Source organism: Frateuria sp. YIM B11624 (assembly GCF_049727805.1).
GTDB lineage: Bacteria > Pseudomonadota > Gammaproteobacteria > Xanthomonadales > Rhodanobacteraceae > Frateuria_A.
Genome location: NZ_JBCNYA010000008.1, coordinates 84,211 through 102,844 on the forward strand (window position 1 = coordinate 84,211; position 18,634 = coordinate 102,844).

At 69.6% G+C, this 18,634-nt stretch carries 20 protein-coding genes; 5 read left to right on the forward strand and 15 right to left on the reverse strand.

The features are described from left to right. Positions 1-11 precede the first annotated feature (11 nt). Positions 12-989 (forward strand): DedA family protein/thiosulfate sulfurtransferase GlpE, encoded by a 978-nt coding sequence (locus AAIL17_RS05930; protein WP_424681900.1) that lies wholly within the window; start codon positions 12-14, stop codon positions 987-989. 230 nt (positions 990-1,219) lie between these two features. Continuing rightward, a complete protein-coding gene (gene ssb / locus AAIL17_RS05935) occupies positions 1,220-1,759 on the forward strand; it encodes a single-stranded DNA-binding protein (RefSeq protein WP_424681901.1) in 540 nt (179 codons plus the stop codon). Positions 1,760-2,539: 780 nt separating this feature from the next. Here ssb and ptsP read toward each other — a convergent pair. The 12 genes from ptsP to AAIL17_RS05995 form a co-directional block, all read right to left on the reverse strand. Continuing rightward, positions 2,540-4,276 (reverse strand): phosphoenolpyruvate--protein phosphotransferase, encoded by a 1,737-nt coding sequence (gene ptsP, locus AAIL17_RS05940; RefSeq protein ID WP_424681902.1) that lies wholly within the window; start codon positions 4,274-4,276, stop codon positions 2,540-2,542. A 162-nt stretch (positions 4,277-4,438) separates the two neighbouring features. Then, positions 4,439-4,708 carry an HPr family phosphocarrier protein gene (locus tag AAIL17_RS05945; RefSeq protein WP_424681903.1) on the reverse strand — a complete coding sequence of 90 codons (270 nt, stop codon included), beginning with the start codon at positions 4,706-4,708 and terminating at the stop codon, positions 4,439-4,441. Further along, positions 4,701-5,093, reverse strand: coding sequence for a PTS sugar transporter subunit IIA (locus AAIL17_RS05950; RefSeq protein ID WP_424681904.1), 393 nt, complete (start codon positions 5,091-5,093; stop codon positions 4,701-4,703). Before AAIL17_RS05950 ends, AAIL17_RS05945 begins: the two co-directional genes overlap by 8 nt. A gap of 34 nt (positions 5,094-5,127) precedes the next feature. Beyond that, positions 5,128-6,045, reverse strand: a complete 918-nt coding sequence (rapZ, locus tag AAIL17_RS05955; protein WP_424681905.1) for an RNase adapter RapZ — start codon at positions 6,043-6,045, stop codon at positions 5,128-5,130. Continuing rightward, positions 6,039-6,989 (reverse strand): HPr(Ser) kinase/phosphatase, encoded by a 951-nt coding sequence (gene hprK / locus AAIL17_RS05960; protein WP_424681906.1) that lies wholly within the window; start codon positions 6,987-6,989, stop codon positions 6,039-6,041. The genes rapZ and hprK overlap by 7 nt, the downstream gene beginning before the upstream one ends. Before the next feature lie 500 nt (positions 6,990-7,489). Next, positions 7,490-7,813 carry a ribosome hibernation-promoting factor, HPF/YfiA family gene (hpf, locus tag AAIL17_RS05965; protein WP_424681907.1) on the reverse strand — a complete coding sequence of 108 codons (324 nt, stop codon included), beginning with the start codon at positions 7,811-7,813 and terminating at the stop codon, positions 7,490-7,492. A 119-nt stretch (positions 7,814-7,932) separates the two neighbouring features. Further along, positions 7,933-9,375: an RNA polymerase factor sigma-54 gene (locus AAIL17_RS05970; protein ID WP_424681908.1), complete on the reverse strand. Its 1,443-nt coding sequence runs from the start codon at positions 9,373-9,375 to the stop codon at positions 7,933-7,935. A gap of 88 nt (positions 9,376-9,463) precedes the next feature. Beyond that, positions 9,464-10,183 (reverse strand): LPS export ABC transporter ATP-binding protein, encoded by a 720-nt coding sequence (gene lptB, locus AAIL17_RS05975; protein ID WP_424681909.1) that lies wholly within the window; start codon positions 10,181-10,183, stop codon positions 9,464-9,466. A gap of 3 nt (positions 10,184-10,186) precedes the next feature. Further along, positions 10,187-10,834 (reverse strand): lipopolysaccharide transport periplasmic protein LptA, encoded by a 648-nt coding sequence (gene lptA / locus AAIL17_RS05980; protein WP_424681910.1) that lies wholly within the window; start codon positions 10,832-10,834, stop codon positions 10,187-10,189. Continuing rightward, positions 10,800-11,402 (reverse strand): LPS export ABC transporter periplasmic protein LptC, encoded by a 603-nt coding sequence (lptC, locus tag AAIL17_RS05985; RefSeq protein WP_424681948.1) that lies wholly within the window; start codon positions 11,400-11,402, stop codon positions 10,800-10,802. Before lptC ends, lptA begins: the two co-directional genes overlap by 35 nt. Further along, entirely contained in the window at positions 11,393-11,944 is a 552-nt protein-coding gene (locus AAIL17_RS05990; RefSeq protein ID WP_424681911.1) for a KdsC family phosphatase, read from the reverse strand. The genes lptC and AAIL17_RS05990 overlap by 10 nt, the downstream gene beginning before the upstream one ends. Before the next feature lie 68 nt (positions 11,945-12,012). Further along, positions 12,013-13,020: a KpsF/GutQ family sugar-phosphate isomerase gene (locus AAIL17_RS05995; RefSeq protein ID WP_424681912.1), complete on the reverse strand. Its 1,008-nt coding sequence runs from the start codon at positions 13,018-13,020 to the stop codon at positions 12,013-12,015. Between the two features lie 154 nt (positions 13,021-13,174). Here AAIL17_RS05995 and AAIL17_RS06000 point away from each other — a divergent pair, with 154 nt between their 5' ends. Beyond that, positions 13,175-13,414, forward strand: a complete 240-nt coding sequence (locus tag AAIL17_RS06000; protein ID WP_424681913.1) for a BolA family protein — start codon at positions 13,175-13,177, stop codon at positions 13,412-13,414. 37 nt (positions 13,415-13,451) lie between these two features. Then, positions 13,452-14,711 carry a UDP-N-acetylglucosamine 1-carboxyvinyltransferase gene (gene murA / locus AAIL17_RS06005; RefSeq protein ID WP_424681914.1) on the forward strand — a complete coding sequence of 420 codons (1,260 nt, stop codon included), beginning with the start codon at positions 13,452-13,454 and terminating at the stop codon, positions 14,709-14,711. Between the two features lie 232 nt (positions 14,712-14,943). Here the strand turns inward: murA and AAIL17_RS06010 are convergent, their stop codons facing one another. From AAIL17_RS06010 to purM, 3 genes are read right to left on the reverse strand one after another with little or no spacing between them, the layout of a single operon-like run. Beyond that, positions 14,944-15,645 carry a DUF3108 domain-containing protein gene (locus AAIL17_RS06010; RefSeq protein WP_424681915.1) on the reverse strand — a complete coding sequence of 234 codons (702 nt, stop codon included), beginning with the start codon at positions 15,643-15,645 and terminating at the stop codon, positions 14,944-14,946. 38 nt (positions 15,646-15,683) lie between these two features. Then, a complete protein-coding gene (gene purN / locus AAIL17_RS06015; protein WP_424681916.1) occupies positions 15,684-16,349 on the reverse strand; it encodes a phosphoribosylglycinamide formyltransferase in 666 nt (221 codons plus the stop codon). A 35-nt stretch (positions 16,350-16,384) separates the two neighbouring features. After that, positions 16,385-17,413 carry a phosphoribosylformylglycinamidine cyclo-ligase gene (purM, locus tag AAIL17_RS06020; RefSeq protein ID WP_424681917.1) on the reverse strand — a complete coding sequence of 343 codons (1,029 nt, stop codon included), beginning with the start codon at positions 17,411-17,413 and terminating at the stop codon, positions 16,385-16,387. A 222-nt stretch (positions 17,414-17,635) separates the two neighbouring features. Here purM and AAIL17_RS06025 point away from each other — a divergent pair, with 222 nt between their 5' ends. Continuing rightward, positions 17,636-18,625: a DUF2066 domain-containing protein gene (locus AAIL17_RS06025; protein ID WP_424681918.1), complete on the forward strand. Its 990-nt coding sequence runs from the start codon at positions 17,636-17,638 to the stop codon at positions 18,623-18,625. The last annotated feature ends 9 nt before the right edge of the window (positions 18,626-18,634 follow it).

Here is an 18,634-nt window from a genome sequence, read left to right on the forward strand (position 1 = left end):
CGAGCCTGCCCGTGGCCCACCAGATCGTCGCGCTGATCGCCGAATACGGCCTGCTGCTGGTCTTCCTCAACGTCCTGGTCGAGCAGGCCGGGCTGCCGCTGCCCGCCGTGCCCACGCTGGTGGTGGCTGGCGCGCTGTCCGCCGCCGGGCGGCTGCCGCTGTGGGGCGTGCTGCTGGTGGCGCTGGCCGGCTGCCTGCTCAGCGATTTTGCCTGGTACGCGGCCGGTCGACGCTACGGCGCCGGCGTGATGCGCACACTCTGCCGCATCTCGCTTTCGCCCGATTCCTGCGTCAAGCAGTCGGAACTGCGCTTCCAGCGCTGGCGCGCGCCGGTGCTGCTGGTGGCCAAGTTCGTGCCGGGACTGTCCACCGTGGCGCCGCCGCTGGTCGGTGCGATCGGCTTGCCGCCGCGCGTGTTCCTGTTGTTCGACGCGCTGGGCTCGCTGCTCTGGGCAGGCGCAGCGGTAGCGCTGGGCTTTGTGTTCGCCGACGGCGTGGAACACGTGCTGGCCGCGTTCGAGGGCACCGGCACGCTGGCGGTCGAGCTGCTGGGTGCGCTGCTGGCGGCCTATATCCTGTTCAAGTGGTGGCAGCGCCGGCGCCTGCTGGTGGCGCTGCGCATGGCGCGGATCGAGGTGGACGAACTGGCGCAGGCGCTGCGCTCGGCGCGCCCGCCGCTGGTGTTCGACGTGCGCGCCGCCGGCTCGCGCGAGCTCGACGACCGCGCGATACCCGGCGCGCTCGCCTTCGACCCGCTCGCCCTCGACGTGCTGCTGGCCGGCGTGCCGCGCGAGCGCGAGCTGGTGCTCTACTGCAACTGCCCCAACGAGTTTTCCGCCGCCCGCGCCGCGCAGTTGCTGAAGATGCAGGGCTACCGCCAGGTGCGTCCGCTGCGCGGCGGACTGGATGCCTGGGTGGCGGCCGGGCACGCGGTCGAGCGGATGCCTGTCGCGGCGCCCGTGCCTTCCGGGGCTTCGCCGGCGGTGTGAGAGGGCACGTTCAGGCCACCTGGCTGGGCCTTCCCCCGCGGACGCGGGGGAAGGTGCCGACAGGCGGATGGGGGCGCCACTTGCCGGATCAGCCGGCAAAAGCGCACGCGTCCCCCGGCGCGCGGGAAGGGGAGGGTCGGTATGATAGGGGCCGCCCCGCCGGCCCGCCGGCGGGAATCTCATGACGAGGCGGGCGCGCGCGCCGGCCGCCAGCAAAGCGAGGAAACCCCATGGCACGCGGCATCAACAAGGTCATCATCGTCGGCAACCTGGGCGCCGACCCGGAGGTCCGCTACACCGGCGGCGGCACCGCCGTGTGCAGCCTCAGCGTGGCCACCTCCGAGCAGTGGACCGACAAGCAGTCCGGCGAACGCCAGGAACGCACCGAGTGGCACCGCGTGAAGCTGTTCGGCAAGCTGGCCGAGATCGCCGGCGAGTACCTGAAGAAGGGCCGCCAGGTCTACATCGAAGGCTCCCTGCGCACCGACAAGTACACCGACAAGAACGGCGTGGAGAAATACTCCACCGACATCGTCGCCAGCGACATGCAGATGCTCGGCGGCATGGGCGGTGAAGGTGGCGGCGGCGGTGGTGGCGGCGGCGGCGGCTTCCGCGAGCGCCCGCAGGGCGGCCAGCGCCAGGGTGGCGGCAACTACGGCGGCGGCCAGTCCCGCGGCGGCGGCAACGACTACGGCAACGCCCCGCGCCAGAACGCGCCCGCGCCGGCCGAAAGCGGCGGCGGCTTCGACGACGACGACATTCCGTTCTGAGGAACACCTCTATGGACGCGACCGGAAAGGCCCTCAGTATCGAGGGCCTTTTTGTCTATTCTGAAGAACCGGAAGCGACGGAACGGCGGTTCCCTGGGAGGTTTGCTCAGCGCAACATCGGGTCGATGGCCAAGCCAAACAGCTTGGTCGCCCCTTGGGAGGACCGGAGGGATCCGTGAGTACCCGTGGATTACTGCTCCTGATCGCGCCGCTCTCGCTGGCCGCACCGCCGGGACACGCACAGAGGCATGTGAAAAGTGATCTGGCTGCGCTCGTGCAGGCCATCACTTCATCCTTGCCAGCTTCTACCGAAACCATCAGTGAAATACTGGGCGGCAATCTCGTAGCCACCCCACCGCGCCTTGGCTGGTACATAAGCCCACAGGCTTACCGGACCTCCGACGGCTACGACACAAAGGTCACGTTTGAAGTCGAAGACACGCCCGCCGGCACACGGCGGGTCGTCCGTACGACGCTCGGAGTGGATGCGCCTGGTTGTGTCGATGAAGCTGCCCTTCGGCGGAAGCTCATGGAACTGGCCGGTTGGACATGGACGCGGTACGGTTCCCGTGCCTACATCACGCGCCCTCAAAAGCGGTACGTGGAAGTCTCCGTCTGGCCCGGTTCAAGATGCGTCGTGGGAATAGTCATGGACGCGGATCGCATGCTTCGGCTGGGACCATCCACCAAACCGGCAGGCAGGGCAGATCCGCTCGATGGATAAGCTTGCGGGCCGTAGCAGGGCTCCGCTTCGCGAGCAGTTGCCCGCTCATGAATCGATCATGCCCCGTCGGCGAGCTGCGCCAGCAAAGCCTCCACCTCTTCGTGCGTGTGCGCACGGAGCAGGCGCGTTGCCTGGCGGCGCAGGGCGGCGTGGTCGAGGGTGGCGAGGCGGTCGCGCACGTGCAGGATCTGGCTGGGGTGCATGCTGTATTCGCACAGGCCCAGCGCCAGCAGCAGGGCGGTGAAGCCGACGTCGCCGCCGATCTCGCCGCACAGGCTCACCGGCTTGCCGGCGCGGCGGCCGGCGGCGATGACGTAGGCGATCAGGCGCAGCAGCGCCGGCTGCAGCGGGTTGTAGATGTTCTCCAGGCCGTCGTTGCCGCGGTCGGCGGCGAGCACGTACTGGGCCAGGTCGTTGGTGCCGATGGCGAGGAAGTCGGCGTGCTCCAGCAGCGCGCGCACGTTGAGCGCGGCGGCGGGCACTTCGACCATCGCGCCCAGCGGCAGCTTCTCGGGCAGGTCGACGTTCTCGTGCTTGAGATCCTCGCGCGCCAGCTTGAACAGCGTGCGCACGGCGATCAGTTCGTCCGGCTGGGTGACCATCGGCACCAGCACGCGCACCGGGCCGTAACAGGCGGCGCGCAGGATGGCGCGGATCTGCGTGGTGAACACCGCCGGATAACGCAGCGACAGGCGCACGCCGCGCACGCCCAGCGCCGGGTTGTCCTCGCCGCGCAGGGCCAGGCCCGCGGCGTCGGCCTTGTCGGCGCCGAGGTCGAGCGTGCGGATGGTGACCGGCAGGCCGCCCATGCCGAGCACCAGGTCGCGGTAGGCGTTGAACTGCTCGTCTTCCGAGGGCAGCCCCTTGTGCTTGAGGAATAGGAACTCGGTGCGGTACAGGCCCACGCCATCGGCGCCGCGGGCGCGCGCCATGGCGATGTCGGTGGCGGTCTCGGCGTTGGCGAACAGCTTGACCGGCACGCCGTCGCGGGTACGCGTGGGCGCGTTGGCGAGCTTGGCCAGGCGCCGGCCCTCGGCCGCGGCCTCGCGCTGCCAGGCGCGATAGCGGGCCAGGTCCTGGGCGGTCGGGTGGACGATGGTCTCGGCGCGCTCGGCGTCGAGCAGGATCAGGTCGTCGTCATGGATGGTGGCCAGCGCGTCGCGCGTGCCGACCAGCATCGGCAGGTCCAGGCTGCGCGCCAGGATCGCGCTGTGCGAATAGGGGCTGCCCGAGCTCGCCACCACGCCCAGCAGCCCGTTGCCGACCAGGTGCGCCATGTCGGCCGGCGCGATGGTGTCGGCGACCAGGATCTCGCCCACGCGCGCGGCGAGCTTGCGTTCCTCGCGGCTGGTCTGGCGCTGCAGCGCGGAGATCACCCGGTTGATGACCTGATCGACGTCCTCGCGGCGGCTGCGCAGGTACGGATCGTCCATCGCCTCGAACACCTTGGCCAGGCGGTCGCGCTGCTTCTTGAGAGCCACGCCGGCGCGGTAGTGGCCAACGCGGATCAGGTCGTCCAGGCCGCGCAGCAGCTCCTTGTCGTCCAGCAGCAGGCTGTGCGCGTCGATGAACTCGTTGACCTCGCGGGCGAGCGCGCCGTGCAGGCGGCCGCGCAACTCGTGCAGCTCCTGCCGAGCGGTGTCGAGCGCGCGGTGGAGGTTTTCCAGTTCGCCCTCGACCTCGTCCTCGGCCAGCGGCCGGGTGTCGACCAGGTAGCGGCTCGGCTGCACCAGCCGCGCGCGGCCCAGGGCCATGCCCTTGGAGGCGGCGGTGCCGGGCAGCAGTTGCCTCATGGGGCGGCTCCGCGGCCACCGGGAACGGGGAACGGGGAACGGGGAACATGCGGCGTGCGGCACCCAGCCAGGCATCTGCACGTAGCGGCCGAAGCGAAGGCGGTCCCGCTTGCGCGGTCCCGCACGTTCCCCGCTCCCCTTTCGCCGTTCCCCGCTCTCACCTTATGCGCCCTCGTCGAACTTGCGCTCGAACAGCGCGATGACGGCGGTGAGTGCCTGCACCTCGTCGGGGCCGTCGGCGCGCACGGTGAGCGGCGTGCCGATGCCGGCCGAAAGCATCATCACGCCCATGATGCTCTGCGCGTTGACCTCGCGGCCCTTGCTGACCAGCCACACGGTGGATTTGAAGCCCTGCACCAGCTGCACCAGCTTGGCCGAGGCGCGCGCGTGCAGGCCGAGCTTGTTGGAGACGGTGATTTCCTGTTCAAGCATGGTCGATGAAGATTCCCCCGCGGCCACCATGGGCGGCCACCTGTGCCAGTTCGTCCAAGGGCTTCTCGGCGTAGTTGAGCACGCGCAGCAGCATCGGAAGGTTGAGCCCGGACACACAACGCAACCGCACGCCGAGCGCCGCGAGCGACAGGCCGATGTTGCAGGGCGTGGCGCCGTAGAGGTCGGCCAGCACCAGCACGCCGTCGCCCTGGTCGAGCTCGCGCGCGTGGTGGGCGGTGAGTGTGCGCATCACGTCCGGGTCGGCGTGCGCCGGCACCTCCACCGCCTCGACCTTCAAGGGAAGCTTGGGCATGACGTGGTGGGCGGCGGAGATCAGTGCCTTGCCGACCGCCTCGTGGGTCATCAGGAGGACGCCGACGCTCATGGCCGCGCTCCACGGGAGGGAGGGAAGATGGCCATCATTCGAGTTCACGATGGAAGGTCAGCACGCCTTCGCGCCTGGCGCGGTAGTGCGCGGCCAGGCGCTCGACCAGGTACACCGAGCGGTGCCGTCCGCCGGTGCAGCCGACCGAGATGGTGACGTAGCTGCGGTCGTCCTGTTCGAAGCGCGGCAGCCAGGCATCGAGCCAGCGGGCGGTGTCGGCGAAGTACTCGCCGACCATCGGTTCGGCCTCGAGGAATTCGCGCACCGGCGCGTCCTTGCCCGAGAGCGGACGCAGCTCGGGCTGCCAGTGCGGATTGGGCAGGCAGCGTGCGTCGAACACGAAGTCGGAATCCAGCGGCAGCCCGCGGCGGAAGGCGAAGGACTGGAACATCAGCGTGAGGCCTTCGGTGGCCGCTGCGTAGCCGGTGGCGATCAGCCGGCGCAACTGGTGCACGTTGAGCTCGCTCGAATCGATCACCTTTTCCGCGATGCCGACCAGCGGACGCAGCAGGCGGCGCTCCTCCGCGATGGCATCGGCCAGCGAGACGCCGCGCAGCGCGAGCGGATGGCGGCGGCGGGTCTCCGAATAGCGCTTGATCAGCACCTCGTCGCGGCAGTCCAGGAACACCAGATGCACGTGCACGCCGGCGGCAGCGAGTTCCGAGAGCACCAGCGGCATGTGGGCGAAGTCCTCGCCGCGGTTGCGTACGTCCACGCCCACTGCGATGCGACGCCGCCGCCCGCCGCCGTTCTGCATCACCGACTGCACCAGTTGCGGCAGCAGGCCGCTGGGCAGGTTGTCGACGCAGTAGAACTCCAGGTCCTCCAGCGCGCGCAGCGCGACCGTCTTGCCGCCGCCGGACATGCCGGTGAGCACCACCAAATGCACGGCGTTCGGGTCGTTGAGGCTGCTGGGCGGCGCGGGCTCGTGGGGGTTCACTGGGCTCACCATGGCGGAAGCCGGCGCATCTGGTGCGCCTGGCGGTCGATGAAGGTCTGCGCGGGATCGATGCCCTTGCTCTTGAGCATATGGTGGCGCACCGCCGCTTCCACCAGTACCGCCAGGTTGCGGCCAGGGGCCACCGGGATGGTGATCATCGGCACGGATACCTCGAGGATCTCGCGATGGCTGGTGTCGCCGGTCAGGCGGGTCATCGCGTCGATGTCCTCGCCTTCGCGCAGGGTTTTCAGGTGCACCACCAGGCGCAGGTATTTGGAATGCTTGACCGCGGTGTGGCCGAACATCTCGCGCACGTTGAGCACGCCCAGACCGCGCACTTCGAGCAGGTCCTGCAGCAGCTCGGGGCAGGTGCCGTCGATCACGTCCGGCGCGATCAGGGTGAACTCGGTGGCGTCGTCGGCGACCAGGCGGTGGCCGCGGCTGATCAGCTCCAGCGCCAGCTCGCTCTTGCCCGAACCCGATTCGCCGGTGATCAGCACGCCGATGGAGAACACCTCCAGGAACACGCCGTGCAGGGTGCTGCGCGGCGCCAGCAGGCGCGCCAGGTGGTACTGCATCCAGGTCAGCAGCTCGTGGCCGCGCTTGGCGCTGATCCACAGCGGCGTGTGGGTTTCCTCCGCCACCTCGCGCAGATCGGAGGGGATGGTCTGGTCCTTGGTCACGATCAGCGCCACCGGCTGGTAGGCGGCGATCTTGTGCATCGCCTCCCAGCGCTGGCGCGAGTCCAGGCCGTCGAGCCAGTTGAGCTCCTCGGTGCCGATGATCTGCACCTTGTTGGGGTAGATCACGTTCAGGTAGCCGATCAGCGACGGACGGCGGGTGGCGGTGGCGCCCGGCTCGATCACGCGTCCTTCGCCGCGCATGCCCGAAACCCAGCGCAACCCCATGCGTTCATGGACGCCGTCGAAGAGTTGTCGTGCGGTGAGACGTTCCAAGGCCTGTGTTTCCTGCCGGCGGGCAACGGGTGGCATTGTGCCAGCTATGCGGGACGGGGCGGGATGAGCGGGTGTCGCAGGGGCGCCCCCATCCGCCTGTCGGCACCTTCCCCCGCGGTCGCGGGGGAAGGCTCGGGGACGTGGCGCTGCGCCCTTGATCCTTCCCCGGCGGTCGCGGGGGAAGGCTCGGGGACGTGGCGCTGCGCCTTTGATCCTTCCCCGGCGGTCGCGAGGGGAAGCTCGGGGACGTGGCGCTGCACTTTTGATCCTTCCCCCGTTGACGGGGGAAGGTGCCCGAAGGGCAGATGGGGAATGAAGCCGTGCGAAAGGCCCACCCGGGTATCGCGCCCAAAAGCGCCCTCATCCGACTGTCGGCACCTCCCAGCGTTCGCGGGGAAAGGCTCGGGGACTGGCATGGCACTTTGGCCCGCGAAAGCTTGTGCTCCGGACAAAAAAGACCCGCCACGAGGGCGGGTCCCTTTCGTCCGGATGCAGGCCGTTCAGCCGAACTGCCGCGCGTCGCGCGCCTCCTGCGGGTGCTTGTCGGTCACCTTGTCGCGGTGGCGGCGCAGCTGCGCGGCCAGCTTGTCGAACACCATGTCGATGGAGGCGTACATGTCGGCCCCGCACGCCGCGGCGTGCAGGGCGGCGCCATTGGTGGTCAGGGTCGCATCGGCACAGTGCTGCAGCTTGTCCAGCGACAGCACCATGCTCAGGCCGGTGCATTTCTCGTCGAGGCGGGTCAGGCGATCGAGCCGTGACGTGGCATGTGCACGCAGGGCGGGGGTGACTTCGATCTGCTGGCCGGTGAGTTGGAACTGCATGGTTCGCCTCCTCTGGTACAGGCCGCCGTGGGGCGGCGGGGTCAGCATGCCGGTGGTCTTGCGGCACGCCGGTCTCTCATTCCTATGGGAGCGTTCTGGCCGGTTCCAAGTCCTCCTGTTCAGCCGGCGCGCTGGCGCTCGCTGGAACTGGGGATGCGCAGGGCCTCGCGGTACTTGGCCACGGTGCGGCGGGCCACCTGGATGCCCTTGCGGTTGAGCTCCTCGGCCAGTGCCTGGTCGGACAGCGGCTTGCGTGTGTCCTCGGCGTCGATGAGCTTCTTGATCATGGCCTGGATGGCGGTGGCCGAGGCGCCGCCGCCGTCTTCGGTGGAAACGCCGCTGGAGAAGAAGTACTTCAACTCGTAGGTGCCGCGCGGCGTGTGGATGTATTTGCGCGTGGTCACGCGCGAGATGGTCGATTCGTGCATGCCGACCTCCTCGGCGACCTCGCGCAGCACCAGCGGGTGCATCGCCTCGGGGCCGTAGTCGAGGAAGGCGCTCTGCCGGCGCACGATGGCGTCGGCGACCTTCAGCAGCGTCTCGGCGCGCGATTCGAGGCTCTTGATCAGCCAGCGCGCCTCCTGCAACTGGCCGCGCATCCAGCTGGCGTCCTCGCCGCGCGCCTGCGCGATCAGGCTGCAGTAGTGCTGGTTGAGGCCCAGCCGCGGCTGGCAGTCGGGGTTGAGGCTGACCTTCCAGCGCGTGCCTTCCTTGTAGGCGTAGACGTCGGGCGCGACGTACTCCACCGGGGTGGCATCCAGTGCGGCGCCGGGGCGCGGGTCGAGGCTGCGAATCAACAGCGCGGCGGCGGCGACGTCCTCCTCGCTGGCGCGCAGCTTGCGCGCGAGCCTGGCGACGTCGTTGCGGGCGAGCAGTTCCAGTTCGCCGGCGACGATCTGCATCGCCAGCTCGCGATGCGGCGTGGAAGCGTCGAACTGTTCCAGCTGCACGCGCAGACAGTCGCGCAGGTCCAGGCTGGCGATGCCGGTCGGATCGAAGCGCTGCAACTGGCGGCGCACCGTCTCGACTTCCTCGACGCTGGCGTCCAGGTCGGCCGGCAGCGCGGCGAGCACGCCGTCGAGGCCCTCGGCGAGGTAGCCGTCAGCGTTGAGCGCGTCGATGATGATGGTGGCGATGAGCCGCTGGCGGGTGTTCAGCGGCGTCAGGTTGAGTTGCCACAGCAGGTGTTCCTGCAGCGTCTCGGGCGCGGCGTTCTGCGGCTCGAAATCCTCTTCGCCGCGGCTGCCGGCGCCGCTGGCGCTGCCGCTGAGCGAGAAGTCGATCGGCGCTTCGGCCGGCGCATCGGGCTCGCTCCAGTCGGCGCCGTCGTCGACGTCATGGTCGACCGTGGCCGCCTCGGCCGGTGCGGCCGTGAAGCTTTCTTCCTCGGCCTCGCCCGGAGTGGCTTCCTCCTCGAACTCCAGCAGCGGGTTGCCCTCGGCGATCTGGCGCAGTTCGGCCTCGAGCTCCAGCTGCGAGAGCTGCAACAGCCGGATCGCCTGCTGCAACTGCGGCGTCAGGGTGAGCTGTTGGTTGAGGCGGAACTGCAGTCCGGGTTTCATGCCAGCCGTTGGGGAGGAACGTGCGGGTCATCCTACCCCGCTGGCTGTGACGCGACCATAGTCGTGGCCGGCATTCGCCGGCGCCGCGTCACAGCTTGAATTCGCGCCCCAGGTAGACCTCGCGCACCTTTTCGTCGGCGAGGATGTGCGCGGGGGTGCCGCGCGAGAGCACCTCGCCGTCGTTCAGGATGTAGGCGCGGTCGCAGATGCCGAGCGTCTCGCGGACATTGTGGTCGGTGATCAGCACGCCGATGCCGCGTTCCTTCAGGTGCCGCACGATGCGCTGGATCTCGCCGACCGAGATCGGGTCGACGCCGGCGAACGGTTCGTCCAGCAGCATGTAGCGCGGTTGCGCGGCCAGCGCGCGGGCGATCTCCACGCGTCGGCGCTCGCCGCCGGAAAGGCTGATGCCCTTCTGGTCGGCGATGTGCGCGATCTTCAGCTCGTCCAGCAGGCCTTCCAGCTGCTCGTTGCGCTGGCGCGCGTCCAGACCCTCGCGCAATTCCAGCACCGCCATGATGTTGTCGGCCACGCTGAGCCGGCGGAACACCGAGGCTTCCTGCGGCAGGTAGCCGATACCCATCCGCGCGCGGGCGTGCATGGGCAGGCCGGTGATGTCCTGGCGGTCGAGGCGGATGGTGCCGCCATCGGCCTCGATCAGGCCCACCACCATGTAGAAACAGGTGGTCTTGCCGGCGCCGTTGGGGCCGAGCAGGCCGACCACTTCGCCCTGGCGGATGGAAAAACCGAAATCGCGCACGACCTGGCGCGAGCGGTAGCGTTTCTGCAGGCCTTCGGCAGCGAGCATCGGTCAGGGATGCCCGGCGCTGGTGGCGGGGGCGGGCGCCGACGCGCTGGTGGCCGGCGCCGGACTGCTGCTGGCCGGTGCCGTTGCGTTGCCGGCGGGCGCTGCGGCGCTGCCGGCCGGCGCAGCCGTCGCAGCCGGCTTGGGCTTGGGCTTGAAGGTCATGTGCACGCGGCCGTCGCCGCCGCTGTCGCCGGTCATTTCGCTGGTCTGCGTGTTGTAGGTGAGCCGGTCGCCGTGCGCTTCGCCGCGGCCTTGCTGGGTGATCGAGGCATGACCCTGCAGCACCGCAAAGTCCTTGGTGACCTGGTAGTCGATGGTGGCCGCCTCGCCCTGCATCAGGTTGCCGTTGTCGTCCAACTGCTGCAGGTGCGCCGGGCTGCCGGTCAGCACCACGCGGCTGATCTCGCTATTGGCGTCGAAGTACACCTTGCCGTGGTCGGCGGTCGCCTTGAGCGACCCCTGGGTGATGACCACGTTGCCGGTCAGCGTGCTCACGCTGTTGGGTTTCTGGAAACCATCGAAATGCGACGCGTCCACGTTCATCGGCTGGTCGCGGTCGGTCTTCTTGGCCTGCGCCGGCGCCAGCACGAGCAGGCCCAGCAGGGCCAGCGCGCAGCTAGCGCGCACGCTGGCGAGGCGGGAACGTGGCATGGACGTCATCGAGCAGCTCCAGGTGTTTGTCGTTGAGGTCGGCACGCATGCCGACGCCGTGAATTCTAGTGCCGCCCTGCACCAACTGCGCCGGGGCGGCGGTCTCCAGGCGGTTCTGCTTGGGCCAGGCCGTGACCTCGGAGGTGTCGAGTGTCGTCCGCGGCGTGTCATCGAACGCTGCTCGTTCCATGTGCACCGGCCCCTGCAGCTTGAGCAGCGTGCCGTCGCGGTTGACCCAGCCGTACAGCGAGCGGCCGAGCCAATCGGGCACCGCCGCCTGGTTGGAGGGCAGGCGGAAATCGGGCGCGTTGATGTACAGCGACTCGTCGCCCTCGCGCCGCTCCAGCCGCGGTGCATCGATCAGGAAGCTGGGCAGGCCATCGGTGCCGTACTGGACGAGCTTGAAGTCGGTGAGCGTGTAGCCCGAACGAGGCGGTCCGACGAACGGGTTGGCCTTCGGCGCCGGCCCGATCCACCACAGCAGCAACTGGGTGGCGCCAGCCAGCAGCGCGACCACGACGATGGCCGCCGCCAGACGGCGGTCGCGCAGCCATTCCCTCACCGCCAGCGCTCCTTCTCGTTGCCGGCCTTGCCCTGCGCATGCAGGATCAGGTCGCACACCTCGCGTGCGCCGCCCTGGCCGCCGGCGCGGGCGGTGGTCCAGTGCGCCTGCTCGACCACCCACGGATGGGCGTTGGCGACCGCCACCGCCAGGCCGACCACGCGCATGGCCGGCAGGTCGGGCAGGTCGTCGCCGACGAAGGCGACCTGCTCGGGGGCGAGCTTCAATGCGTCGAGCAGCTCCATCAGGCAGGCGCGCTTGTCGCCCTGGCCCTGGTAGACGTGCGTGATGCCCAGTTCCTCCGCGCGCAGCGCGACCGGGTGGCTGATCCGCGCGCTGATGATGGCCACCTGCACGCCGTGTACCTGCAGGCGCTTCAGGCCCAGGCCGTCCTGCACGAAGAACACCTTGGTCTCGCGACCGTCCTCGCCGTAGTAGAGGCGCCCGTCGGTGAGCGTGCCGTCCACGTCGAACACCACCAGGCGAATGCCGGTGGCGCGGGCGATCAGGTCGGCGGGCAAGTTGGCGAGGTAGGAAGAAGTGGGCACGGTTCGGAACTGTCGTGGAAGAACGTCAAAAGCGACCTTGCCTGATTTGTCCGATTTGTCGAGACAAATCAGACGACCCTTGCGCGCAGCAGATCGTGGATGTTCAGGGCGCCGACCACGCGCTGCTGCTCGTCGACCACCAGCAAGGCATGGATCTGGTGCTTTTCCATCAGCTGCGCCGCTTCGATGGCCAGCTTGTCCGAGGTGATCGTCTTGGGGCCGCGCGTCATCAGCGCCTCGACGTTGGCGCCGCGCAGGTTGACCTCCTCGTCGTCCAGCGCGCGGCGCAGGTCGCCGTCGGTGAACACGCCGAGCAGGCGCCGCTCCGCATCGACCACGGCGGTCATGCCCAGATGCTTGCGGGTCATCTCCATCAGCGCCTCGGTGAGGCTGGCGTCGGGCGCCACCATCGGCACGCCCTCGCCGGTGTGCATGATGTCGCTGATGTGCAGCAGCAACCGGCGACCGAGACTGCCGGCCGGGTGCGAACGGGCGAAATCCTCGGCGGTGAAGCCGCGCGCCTCGAGCAGCGCGATGGCCAGCGCGTCGCCCATCACCAGCGCCGCGGTGGTGCTGGCGGTGGGCGCCAGGCCCAGCGGACAGGCTTCGCTGGAGATGCTCGCGTCCAGGTGCACGTCGGCCTGGTGCGCCAGCGAGGACTTCGGGTTGCCGGTGATGGCGATCAGCGGAATGCCCTGGCGCTTGATCACCGGCAGGATGAACAGCAGTTCGTCGGTCTCGCCGGAATTGGACAGCGCGAGCACCACGTCGTCGGGCTGGATCATCCCCAGGTCGCCGTGGCTGGCCTCGCCCGGATGCACGAAGAACGATGGCGTGCCGGTGGAGGCCAGGGTGGCGGCGATCTTGCGCCCGACGTGGCCGGACTTGCCCATGCCGGTGACCACCAGGCGCCCGCGGCAGGCCAGGATCAGCCGGCAGGCCTGCACGAAGTCGGCGTCCACGCGCGGCTCCAGCGCGCGGATCGCGGCCGCCTCGGTGGCGATCACCGTGCGTGCGCTGCGGGCGATGGCGTCCGGATCGAGGTTGGCGGCGGGCGGGGCGATGCGTGCGTTCATGGGGTCTCGTGGGCAGCGGGAAGCCGTTGGCATTTCTGCGCCATGGGATTTCCATTACCATGGCATATCCGCATTTTAACGTCATATGGCCGCGCACCGGATTCATCAAGCGTTGGGAATCCCGCACCGCCGCGCGCCACCGATGGACCCTCCGATGGACCCTGCCCGCATCCAGGCACTGATCGAAACCGGCCTGCCCGGCGCGACCGCGCAGGTCAGCGGCGACGACGGCGTGCACTTCGAAGCCACCGTGGTGGCCAGCCAGTTCGCCGGCAAGCTGCCGCTGGCGCGCCACCGCATGGTGTACGGCACGCTGGGCGAGCTGATGGGCGGGGCGATCCATGCGCTGGCGCTGAAGACGCTGACTCCCGAGGAAGCCGCGGCGCGCCGTTGAGACTGCGCCGGCTTCCTGCATTCCACGAAGGACATTCATGGCCAAGATCCTGATCAGCGGCGGCGAGCCGCTCCACGGCGAAGTCGCCATTTCCGGCGCCAAGAACGCCGTGCTGCCGATCCTGGCCGCCTGCCTGCTGGCCGACGGCCCGGTGACGATCTCCAACGTGCCGCACCTGCACGACGTGACCACCTTCATCGAACTGCTCGGCCGCATGGGCGTCAACCTGGTGCTGGACGACCGCATGAAGATGCACGTCGACCCGCGCACCATCGAAAGCCACGTGGCGCCGTACGACCTGGTGCGCACGATGCGCGCCTCGATCCTGGTGCTCGGGCCGCTGGTGGCGCGCTTCGGCGAAGCGGAGGTGTCGCTGCCCGGCGGCTGCGCGATCGGCTCGCGCCCGGTCGACCAGCACATCCGCGGCCTGCAGGCGCTGGGCGCCGAGGTGACCGTGGAGAACGGCTACATCCGCGCGAAGGCCAAGCGCCTGAAAGGCGCGCGCATCGCCATGGACATGGTCACCGTCACCGGCACCGAGAACATCCTGATGGCTGCCACGCTGGCCGAAGGCACTACGGTGATCGAGAACGCGGCGCAGGAGCCGGAGGTGGTCGACCTGGCCCATTGCCTGGTGGCGATGGGCGCGCGGATCGAGGGCATCGGCACGGCCACGCTGGTGATCCACGGCGTCGATCGCCTCGACGGCGCCGAATACGAGGTGTTGCCCGACCGCATCGAGACCGGCACCTTCCTGGTCGGTGCGGCGATGACCGGCGGCAAGGTGCGCGCCCGCGGCGCCCGCGCCGACACCCTGGACGCCGTGCTGGCCAAGCTGGACGAGGCCGGCGCGCACATCTGCACCGGGCCGGACTGGATCGAGCTGGACATGGGCGGGCGCCGGCCGAAGGCGGTCAACATCGTCACCGCGCCGTACCCGGCCTTTCCAACCGACATGCAGGCGCAGTTCACCGCGCTCAACTGCGTGGCCGAGGGCGTGGGCGTGATCACCGAGACGGTGTTCGAGAACCGCTTCATGCACGCGCAGGAGCTCAAGCGCCTGGGCGCGGACATCCGCCTGGAAGGCAACACCGCGATCATCCAGGGTGTGGACTACATGAGTGGCGCCCCGATCATGGCCACCGACCTGCGCGCCTCGGCCTGCCTGGTGCTGGCCGGCCTGGTGGCGCATGGCGACACCGTGGTCGACCGCGTGTACCACATCGACCGCGGCTACGAGAACATCGAGGAGAAGCTCGGCGTGCTGGGGGCGAAGATCCGCCGCCTGCCGAACTGAGGCTTCTGTTTCCTCACTTCTGGGGAGAGGCCTCGCAGCGCTCTTGCGAACTTGCTACGGAGCGAGCCAGTCTTTGCTCCCTCTCCCCTCCGGGGAGAGGGCTGGGGTGAGGGGGCGCTCTTGCGACACGGCCTGCTACGAAGCGAGCCCTGTTTTTCGCCTTTGCCTTTCCCGCGAGCCCCGGCCCCTCACCCAACCCTCTCCCCGGAGGGGAGAGGGCTCAACGGTGGACTTACCGGAAACTCACCAGCTCCATCGTCAGGTCGCCGCCGTCCTTCTGCGACAGCTTCACCGGCAACGGATAACGCTCCGGCGCATACCAGGCGCTGAAGCCGCGGTCGGCGTCGGTGCGGTCGACCCGCACGGCATCGAAGCCGCCGGCCGGCACGGTGACCTTCTCCTTGCCGGTGACCTTGAAGCGTTGCGTTTCCACTTCCTGCTTCACCGCGACCGGTAGCGCGATCTGCTTCTGCCCGTCGCGCAGTGCCAGACCGATCGCCAGCGCGGTGGTATTGCGCTCGACCATGCCAGGCTGCGCCGGATAGGTCACCGCGCCCTTGCCCTCGTCGACGGTGACCTGGTGCTTGCCCCAGTCCACCATGACGTGGCGCTGCTTCGTCTTGATGGCCGCATCCAGCCGGTAGTCGTAACTGACCGCCTCGGGCACATCGCCCTTCCAGCGGAAGTGCGACACCTCGTCGAGATTGGCGCCCAGCATGGCGGCCAGGCCGGAGGTGCCGCGCACATGCTTGCTGTATTCCCACTGGCCGTTGCCCAGCGGCTTGAGGCTCACCGTCGCCTCGCCCATCGGCGAGCCGTCGCGCAGCACGCGGTAGGTGGCGGTGAAGGCCTTCGGCGGGGCGGCGAGGACCAGGCCGCTGACGGCGGAAAGCGCCAGCGCGAGGGTGAAGCGGAACAGGGGACGGATGGTCATGCGTTCGAGTGTGCCCGCGGCTGTCTGAACCTTGGGGTTCAGGCGTTAAGCAGACCATGCGGGCCCAGCCGCAGCGGCGCTGGCAGCGGCGCGCCGTCGAACCAGGGGCCGCCGTCGCGCCAGGCCAGGCGGCCTGCGGCGATCAGCGCCACGACCGCCGGCAGCAGCCGGTGTTCCAGCGGCAGCAGGCGTTGCGCGAGGCGGTGCTCGTCATCACCCGGCGCGACCGGCAGGATGGCTTGCGCCACCACCGGCCCGCCGTCGAGCTCGGCCGTCACGAAATGCACGCTGGCGCCATGCTCCAGGTCGCCCGCTTCCAGCGCGCGGCGATGCGTGTGCAGGCCGCGGTACTTGGGCAGCAGCGAGGGATGGATGTTGAGCATGCGCCCGGCCCAGGGCGCGATCGCCTCGCCGTCCAGGATGCGCATGAAGCCGGCCAGCACGATCAGTTCGGCGCCGCTCGCGGCGAGCTTGCCGAACAGGTCGAGGTCGAACGCGCGGCGGTCCGGGTACGCCTTCGGGTCGAGCACCAGCGTGCGAACGCCCGCGTCCGCGGCCAGTTGCAGCGCGCCGGCGTTGGACTTGTCGCTGGCCACCAGCACGAACTCGGCCGCCAGCTCGCCGCGCTCGCGTGCAGCCAGCAGCGCGGCGAGGTTGCTGCCGCGCCCGGAGGCGAGGACGGCGATGCGGAGAGGGTGGGGCATGTCTGTCTCGGCGCCGGGCGAACCGCGGCCTGTCCTCAACCGATATGGACGCGTTCGTCGCCCTGCGCCTTGACCACTTCGCCGATGACGCGGCTGGCCAGCCCATGTTTCGCGAGCAGCGCGGCCGCGGCATCGACCGCGTCGCGCGGGAGGATCACCGTGAAACCCACGCCGCAGTTGAACGTGCGCCACATTTCCTCGCGCGCCACCTTGCCCTCGCGCATCAGCCAGTCGAACACCGGCGGCAGCACGATGGCGTCGGCGTGCAGCGCCAGGCCCAGGCCCTCGGGCACCACGCGGATGATGTTTTCCTTCAGGCCGCCGCCGGTGATGTGCGCCATGCCGTGGACCGGCTGGTTCTTGAGCAGCTCGAGCATCGGCTTGACGTAGATCGTGGTCGGCGCCATCAGCGCGTCGGCCAGCTTCACGCCGCCGACCTCGACGTCCATCGGGCTGCCGGCGCGCTCGACGATCCTGCGGATCAGCGAATAGCCGTTCGAATGCGGACCCGAGGAGGCCACGCCGAGCACCGCGTCGCCGCTCACGATGGCCTCGCCGGAGAGCAACTGCGACTTCTCCACGGCGCCCACCGTGAAGCCGGCCAGGTCGTACTCGCCCGGCGGATACATGTCCGGCATCTCGGCGGTCTCGCCGCCGATCAGTGCGCAGCCGGCCAGCTCGCAGCCCTTGGCGATGCCGCCGACCACCGCCACGGTGGTGTCCACGTCCAGCTTGCCGGTGGCGAAGTAGTCCAGGAAGAACAGCGGCTCGGCACCCTGCACCAGCACGTCGTTCACGCACATGCCGACCAGGTCGATGCCGATCGTGTCGTGCCGGCCCAACTGCTGGGCGAGCTTGAGCTTGGTGCCCACGCCGTCGGTGCCGGACACCAGCACCGGTTCGCGGTAGCGGCCGGCCAGGTCGAACAGCCCGCCGAAACCGCCCAGCCCGCCCATCACCTCGGGGCGGAAGGTGCGCTTGACCAGCGGCTTGATGCGTTCGACCACGGCATTGCCCGCGTCGATATCGACGCCGGCGGCGCGGTAGGTGAGGGCGTCGGACATGGCGGAGGGCGGCCTGGGGAAAGCGCGCAATTCTACCAGCACGCCACCGCCCGCGCCGGCCGCGGGTCCGTTACGCGACGTGTTGGCGTCTTCCGCGGCCTGCTTTCCGCGGGCACTTCGATCCGCTGGGAACGGGTTGCTGCGTGCGGCGTCGATGGACGCTGCCGGCTGGATTGGGCAGACTCCCACGATATCCGAGCCCCCACGGACGAGCCTTAGCCCATGCGCCTGCCCCGCCTGCTGTCTGCCTTCCTCCTGCTGGGTTTCCTCGCTCCCGCAGTGCACGCGCAGGTACCGGCGCCGGTGCCGGCCTCGCCCTACGCGGTGGTGGTGCCGGTCACCGATACCAGCGAGGCGCAGCGCGACGCGGCCTTCGCCACGGCGCTGGGCCAGGTGCTCGAGCGCGTGGCCGGCGGCCAGGACCTGCGCGACAAGCCCGGCTACGACGACGCCCTCAAGGGCGCGCCCGGCCTGGTGCAGCAGTTCCAGTACCAGCGTGCCGGCACCGGCATCGTGCTGCAGGTGAACTTCGACCCGGGCGCCGTGCGCCGGCTGATCGCGCAGATCGGCGTGCCGGCCGCGGGCGTCAAGCCGCCGGTGCTGGCGCTGGTGCACGGCAGCGACGGCAGCCTGCTGGGCCAGGATGCGCTGGGTGCCCTGGCGCAGTCGGCCGCGGCGCGCGGCTATGCGCTGGCCTGGCCGGACCCGTCCCACCTGCCGGACGCATCGGCGGTGGCGGCGGCCGATCCGACCGCGCTTGCGATGATTACCCAGCGCTACCACACCGGACTGATCCTGGTCGGCAGCCTGAAGGGCGGCAGCGCGGATTGGACCCTGGTGTCCGGCGGCAAGGTGCTCTCGTGGAGCGACCAGGCGGTCAGCGCCGATGCCCTGCTCACCGACGCGGGCACGGCGATGGCCGACCGCCTCGGCTCGCAGCTCAACGTCATCGGCGCAAGCATCAGCAGCGGCAAGCTGTGGGTGGGCAAGGTCGATTCGGCGCAGGCTTACGCCAACCTGCTGGCAATGCTGCGCGGCAATCCGGCCGTGCGCGAGGTGAACACGCTGGCGGCCGACAACGACGGCTTCCTGCTCGGCATCAAGGCCGGCATGCCACCCGCGGCGCTGGCCGCCAGCCTGGCGGCGGGCGGCCGGGTGATCCAGGGCGCGCCCCACGCAGGGGCCGATGCCAGCCTGCAGTGGTTGCACTGATCCGCATCT